The organism is Aquitalea sp. ASV11 (assembly GCF_016429185.1).
Classification (GTDB): domain Bacteria; phylum Pseudomonadota; class Gammaproteobacteria; order Burkholderiales; family Chromobacteriaceae; genus Aquitalea; species Aquitalea pelogenes.
Window position 1 is genome coordinate 1 of sequence record NZ_JAELUD010000118.1, and the last position, 6,498, is coordinate 6,498.

Annotated in this window: 6 protein-coding genes; 2 read left to right on the top strand and 4 right to left on the bottom strand. The window is 63.8% G+C overall.

The annotated features are described in order from the left end of the window. The 4 genes from JHD62_RS20830 to JHD62_RS20845 form a co-directional block, all read right to left on the bottom strand. Positions 1 to 378, bottom strand: a 378-nt coding sequence (locus JHD62_RS20830; RefSeq protein ID WP_199104492.1) for an amidohydrolase family protein, incomplete at its 3' end; no start/stop codon positions are given. Then, the gene (locus JHD62_RS20835; protein WP_199104493.1) at positions 375 to 1,481 is read right to left on the bottom strand and encodes a 4-oxalomesaconate tautomerase; all 1,107 of its coding nucleotides are present in this window, start codon (positions 1,479 to 1,481) and stop codon (positions 375 to 377) included. The genes JHD62_RS20835 and JHD62_RS20830, both read right to left, overlap by 4 nt. A gap of 134 nt (positions 1,482 to 1,615) precedes the next feature. Next, entirely contained in the window at positions 1,616 to 2,395 is a 780-nt protein-coding gene (locus JHD62_RS20840) for an IclR family transcriptional regulator (RefSeq protein WP_089086336.1), read from the bottom strand. Positions 2,396 to 2,477: 82 nt separating this feature from the next. Then, positions 2,478 to 4,091, bottom strand: a complete 1,614-nt coding sequence (locus tag JHD62_RS20845; RefSeq protein WP_199104494.1) for a methyl-accepting chemotaxis protein — start codon at positions 4,089 to 4,091, stop codon at positions 2,478 to 2,480. Between the two features lie 175 nt (positions 4,092 to 4,266). On the opposite strand from JHD62_RS20845, the gene JHD62_RS20850 reads away from it, so the two are divergent. Beyond that, entirely contained in the window at positions 4,267 to 4,932 is a 666-nt protein-coding gene (locus JHD62_RS20850; protein ID WP_199104495.1) for an HAD-IA family hydrolase, read from the top strand. Positions 4,933 to 5,341: 409 nt separating this feature from the next. Then, positions 5,342 to 6,498: type VI secretion system Vgr family protein (locus JHD62_RS20855; protein ID WP_199104496.1), on the top strand; the 1,157-nt coding region annotated here is incomplete at its 3' end.

The following is a 6,498-nucleotide window of genomic DNA, read 5'->3' on the forward strand; positions in this document are numbered from 1 at the left end:
CGGAATAGAGGTGGCCGGGTCCACACCGGGCGACTGCGGCAGCATGGCGGCACCGATGAAGTTGTCTGGGAACAGCTGGCTGACGCGGTAGCACAGCTCGTTGCAGATGGCCGCCCAGGTGGAGGACGTGTTGAAGTCGCCGATGTGGTGGGCCATGAAGCTGGCGCGCGGGCTGAAGATGGTGAGGTCGGAGCCGCGCTGCTTCATCAGGCGCAGCTGGTTGCTTTCGATGGTGTCGCGCAGCTCGTCGTCGGAGATCTTCAGCTCGGAGGGCTTGGGGCCCAGCTCCGGGGTGGAGAGGTTGTCGATCTGGCGTTTGCGCCAGTCTTCCAGCGCCTTGGGGGCGGTGGTGTAGTGGCCGTGGATGTCGATGATCATGCTTGCTGTCCTTTCCAGATGGCGGAGGGAATCATGACCTCTCCGCGCATGATGAGCCGTGCGGTGCGCAGCAGTGCTGCGCGGATGACGTTTTGCGGGTTTGCCGGGTCCAGCTCCAGGTCCACCGAGAATTCGCCGGTGGGGTGTTCCACCGACACCAGATGGCGCAGGCCGGGCTGCATCTGCGCGATGCCCTCGGTGACCGAGCCTTCCAGCACGCAGGCGGTGCCCACCGTCACCGCCGCCAGCACGCCGATGGCGTCGTGGCAGACGTGCGGAATGAAACAACGGGTGCTGATGCTGCCGCCATCACGCGGCGCGGCAATCAGACACATCTTGGGATAGGTTTTCTTGCTGACATCGCCCAGGCCCATCAGGTGGCCGCATTGCAGTCGCAGCGCTTCCAGCCGGGTTTTCAGTTCGGTGTCGGCATTCAGCTCGGCCACGCTTTCGTAACCGGTGCGGCCCAGGTCGGCAGCGCGCAGCATCACCAGCGGCATGCCGTTGTCGATACAGGTGATTTCCAGTTCGCCCACGCCGTCCAGCTGCACCACGTCCTTCACCTTGCCGGTGGGCAGCAGGCCGGAGCACACCGAACCGGCGGTATCCAGAAAGTTGATGGTGATGGGCGAGGCGCTGCCGGGCACGCCGTCGATGCGGGCTTCGCCGTCGTAACGCATCTGGCCGCCCGGCGTTTGTACCGTCACGTCGCACTGCATGCCGGTATTGAGGGTGAGCACGCGGAAGGTGCTGGTTTCACCCTGCGCCGTCACCAGGCCGCGCTCCAGCGCGAAAGGCACTACCGCTGCCAGCATGTTGCCGCAGTTGGGGGTGGTATCCACCGTGTCCTTGTCCGGCTGCAACTGGGCAAACAGGAAGTCCAGGTCCACACCGGGCTGGCTGCCGCGGGAAATGATGCCGACCTTGCTGGTCAGCGGGTGTGCTCCACCCAGGCCGTCAATCTGGCGGCGGTCGGGCGAGCCCATGACAGCGAGCAGCACACGGTCGCGCAATGCCTGATCCTGCGGCAGGTCGTCTGCCAGGAAGAAGGGCCCGCGTGAGGTACCGCCACGCATGAACAGAGTCGGGATAGAGGTTTGCATGCGAGGATTGTGTTCCCGCGCCATGCATTAAAAAAGAGCACTATCGCTCTAGCAGATATAACGCTTTGCTATACATCGAGCCCATGAATGGCAATGGCCCGACAAGCGGGCCATGCATGGGAAAACAGCGCAAATCAGGACTTGAAGTACAGCGAACCCAGCGAGGCTTCACCCAGTTCGCGCGCGGCATCCTGCAACAGGCTGCCCAGCTCCGGCAGCCGGTCCGCCGGAATGCGGCTGGTGGGGCCAGCCAGCGTCACCACGCCCACCACCTTCTGGTTGAGCGGGTTGATGATGGGCGCGGCCAGCGAGGTCATGCCCGGTTCGTAGCTGTCCACCGCCACCGCATGGCCACGCTTGCGGGTGGCATGCAGCACTTCAAGGAAGGCGGCAATGGTGCGCGGCGCATTGGGGCCGTAGTCGTGGCCATTGCCAAAGCCCTGCCGGGCGACAATCTGCAAGGCCTGCTCATCATCCAGCCGGGATAGCCAGGCCGGGCCGCTGGCGGTACAGAACAGCGGCGGGTTGCTGCCCATGTCCGGGTCGTAGCGCAGGCCGGAGCGTGCGCCCTGCGCCTTGGCCACAAAGGTGATCAGCTCGTTTTCGATGATGCCCAGCCGCGCCAGCTCGCCCGAGCTGCGCGCCAGGTTTTCCAGAATCGGTTGCGACACATCGGCCACCCCGCTGGTGGACAGGTAGATCAGCCCCAGCGAAACCAGCTTGAGCGATAGCTGGTATTCGCCCTTCTCTGCATGCTGGCGCACATAGCCCTGCTCGATCAGCATGGCCAGCAGCCGGTGCGCGCCACTGCGCGGCATGTTGAGGGTGTCGGCAATGACATGCAGCGGCAGTTGCCCGCCATTACGGGCCAGCAATTCCAGGATTGCCAGCGAACGCTCCATACTGCCTGCCATGTCGTTTCTCCTTGCTGAGTGGTTCCGGATTTGAACACAGTTCAATTTGACCAGCAAGCCGCGCTGCCCGCTCCGGAAACGCTCACACCTGGAAACGGGCCACTGACTGGTGCAAGGCTGCTGTCAGCTGCTCCAGCTGTGCTACATGCTGGCATGCCTGTGCCACCGCGTGGCTGGACTCCTCCATGCGCCCGGATATCTGCTCGATATTCTGCGCCACGCTATTGCTGGCCTGGCTTTGCTCGGTGGTGGCAGTGGCAATGCTGCGCACCTTGTCCAGTGCCTGGGCCGATGCGCTGTTGATCTGCTGCAGCGCATCCCCTGCCTGTGCCGCCATCTGCACCCCCATGGCCACTTGCGGCGCCATGGCCTGCATGCCTTGCACCACGGCGGCGGTGTCGGCATGCACCGCCTGCACCGTACTGGCAATCTGCGCGGTGGCAGTGCTGGTGCGTTCGGCCAGCTTGCGCACTTCGTCCGCCACCACGGCAAAGCCACGGCCCTGCTCGCCAGCACGGGCGGCCTCGATGGCGGCGTTAAGCGCCAACAGATTGGTCTGGTCGGCAATATCGCGAATCACGCTGGCAATATCGCCAATCTGATCAGTACGCTGCTCCAGCGAGCCAATCAGCCGCGAAGCATCATTCACCTGGCTGGCAGCACGGCTGATTTCTTCGCCGGCGTGCAGCACCAGTGCCGCGCCATGTTCGGCCAGCGTGGCGGCCCGGCCGGAATTGTCCTCGGTTTCCCGCGCGCCCTGGGAGATATGGTCGACACTGACCGCCAGTTGCTCGATGGCCGCAGCACTGGAAGCAATGGCAGCGGAACTCAGGCGCGAGGCGTCGTTGATCTGCGCCATCTGGGTGGCCAGGTGATGCGACAGCTGACCCACCTGACTGGCATTAGCCTGAATGCCGCCAATCAGGCCGCGCAGATTGCCCTGCATCACCGCGATGGAGGCCATCAGGCTGCCCGCAGGGGCAGTTACATCCAGTGACTGGTTAAGCTTGCCATCGGCAATCTCCCCGGCCAGCCGGGCCGCCAGTTCCGGCTCGCCTCCCAGTGCGCGGTAAATCTTGCGCGCCATCCACACCGCCACCGCACCAATGGCGACAAACAACAACAGCCCGGTCAGCATGTAGCGCAGCGCCGCCTGCCAGAATGCCGCCTGGATGTCATCCGTCCAGGCACCAAAGCCGATCACCCAGTCCCAGCCGTCAATGCGGGTGACGCCATTGATTTTCAGCACCTCGTCACTGCCGCCAGGCTTCACCACCATCAGCTCGACAAAGCCGATGTCCTGCGTGGCCAGCACATCCAGATAACGGTTGAAATCATGGCGGCCATCCGGCAGCTGCTTGCCGAAATCCACCTGCCCCACACCCTTGTCGCCCGGCAGTACCAGCCCCAGCGCGCCGGTGGTACGCGCCCACAGATACAGGCTTTTCTGGTAGCGCATGCTGCGCAGGGCGTCGATGGCGCGACGTTGCGCCTCGGCACGACTCAACTGGCCGCCCTGCTCCAGCTGCTGAAAATGTTTCACCTGCTGCGCCGCCAGCGTCAGCACCGTGCGGATGGCTTCATGGCGCTGTTCCAGCATGGTGCTGCGCAAGGACACCAGGCCCATGACGGCCAGCAACAGCCCGCCCAATGCTGCCAGCCCCACAATCAGCCCCAGCCGTGTTGAAAGTTTCATGTTTCGTCTCCTCCTTGTTGTATGCAGCGCCGTCCGGGCTGTGCCATCATCATTGCCCTGTGCCGGACATGAGCTGGCGCACCATTCTGGTGACTTGCATCCATGAGAAGTAGTCGACCCGGCCACTAGCAGTTATAACAAGCTGCTATGACTGACCCTTGCAGGAGACAGACAGGTGTTTAAGATCGAGGCGGTGATATTTGATTGCGATGGCACACTGGTGGACAGCGAAAGCCTGTCCGCGCGGCTGATCGGGCGCATCCTGCAACAGCATGGCCATGCACTGGATGAAGCCACCATCCTGCAGCATTTCCGTGGCCGGCCCTATGCGCGCTTTCTGGACGACATCAGCCAGCACTTTCCGCAACTGGACCGTGAACTGTTCAGCCGTCAGTTCCGTGAGCAAAGCCTGCCACTGCTGGCAAGCGAACTGGACACCATGCCCGGCGCACATGATTTGCTGGCCGCACTGCAACTGCCGCGCTGCATAGCCTCCAACGGCCCGCGCGAAAAGATAGAAACCAGCCTTAACAGCACCGGGCTGAAACCCTATTTTGGCGATGCCATCATCAGTGCCTACGAAGTCAATGCCTGGAAGCCGGACCCGGCGCTGATTCACCATGCGCTACGCCTGCTTGGTGTAGCCCCTGCCGATTGCCTGCTGGTGGAAGACAGCGCCTCCGGCATTGCCGCCGGACTCGCCGCTGGCGTGGCCGTGGCAGGCGTACACCTGCACGAGGACACCGCAGCCCGCTTTGCCGGACAGATTGCCATTTTCCCCGGCCTGCCACAGCTGGCTGTGGCATTGGGTTTGCGGGTCGGCGGCAGTAGTGCCCGCTAGCACAACAAAATCTCCCGCACATCCTCAGGCCGTCCCCCACCCGGCAGTCCATTACCCCTCGGGTGATATCACTCACTAGCAGGGGCAGGGCTGCACATGCCCTCCCCTTGCCCGCCCTGCATTTGCCCGCCCTGCATTTGTCTGGCTTCATTGCGCGTCGTCACCGACATCGCCCCCCATCACCATGAATACGTCTTTTGACCAGGACTGCCGGTAAAACTGGCTGAACAGACATTGCCGGTCACAGGCTCGCCCGGTGTAATGCCCGATCCATTTCCACCGGCATGAAGGGTCACCACGGCATGGCAACACCTGCAAACCACAGACAGCAACGCTTGTTACCACCCTGGCAATGTATCCCTTGTCAGGCAACGCGCAGCACCATCTGACCCACCCCAGGCCCCAGCCCATGCGCAACCCCTACCAGCTCACCTTCCCCACCCGTTTCCAGCTCGCACCGTCCGTGCATTCCTTTCAGCTTGAAGAAGCGCTGGACAGCCCCTACCACCTCAGCGTGGCGGTGACATTGCCAGAGCGCGACCTGCCCCTCGCCCCGCTGATCGGCCAGCCGGTCACCTTCACCCTCACCCCGCAATCCACCGCACCGCCGCTGCGCATTCCCGGCATCCCGCCACTGCCGGACGCGCAGGCAGGACAGCGCAGCTGGCACGGGGTGGTGCGTCAGGCGCAGCGCGGCCGCAGCAGCCGGGAAGAAACGCTGTACACCTTCGACATCGGCCCGCGCCTGGCCTTGCTGCAGGATAGTCGCACCACCCGCCTGTTCCAGAACATGACGGTAGCGCAGGTGATGCAAGCCTTGCTGCGCCAGCATGGGCTGGAGGGCAGCGATTTCCGTTTCACCCTGACCGGCGCACAAGCCGTGTACGAGCACCTCACCCAGTTCCGCGAAACCGATCTGGCCTTTCTCTCCCGCCTGGCCGCCCATGCCGGCATCTTCTTCCAGTTCAGCCAGTCCAGCGACGGCAAGGATGTCATCCTGTTTGGCAACGACCTGGAGCACTACAGCCGCAATAATCTGCACCCGGTCGCCCTGCGCGAGCAGGCCGGGCTGGAAAGTGTCGGCACCGAGGCGGTCACCGCCTTCAACATCCGGCACCGTCCTATGCTGCAGGCTACACGGCGGCGCAACTTCAACGACATGGCCGCCAGTCCACTGCCCGATGGCCGTGCCGGGTTTGCCGGGGAGGTGCCCGCCGCCCATGGCGAGGACTACGACTGGGGCGATGACAATCGCGATGACGAGGAATCCGCCCGGCTGGCGCAGATCCGTCACCAGCTGTCGGTCAGCCGGCAATGCATGGCCAGTGGCGACAGCAATGTCAGCTGGCTACAGCCCGGTGCCGTGCTGAAGCTGGAGCAGGCCTTTGCCGACGCCCCGCATGGCTGGCTGATCAGCCGCGTCAGCCACCACGGCAGCCGCGACAGCGCCTACCAGAACAGCTTCCACGCCATTCCGGCGGATCGCGTCTGGCGGCCCGCCCTGCTTCCCAAGCCGCGCATTCACGGCACCTTGCCCGCCATGGTGGTGAGCCCGGGCAATAACAG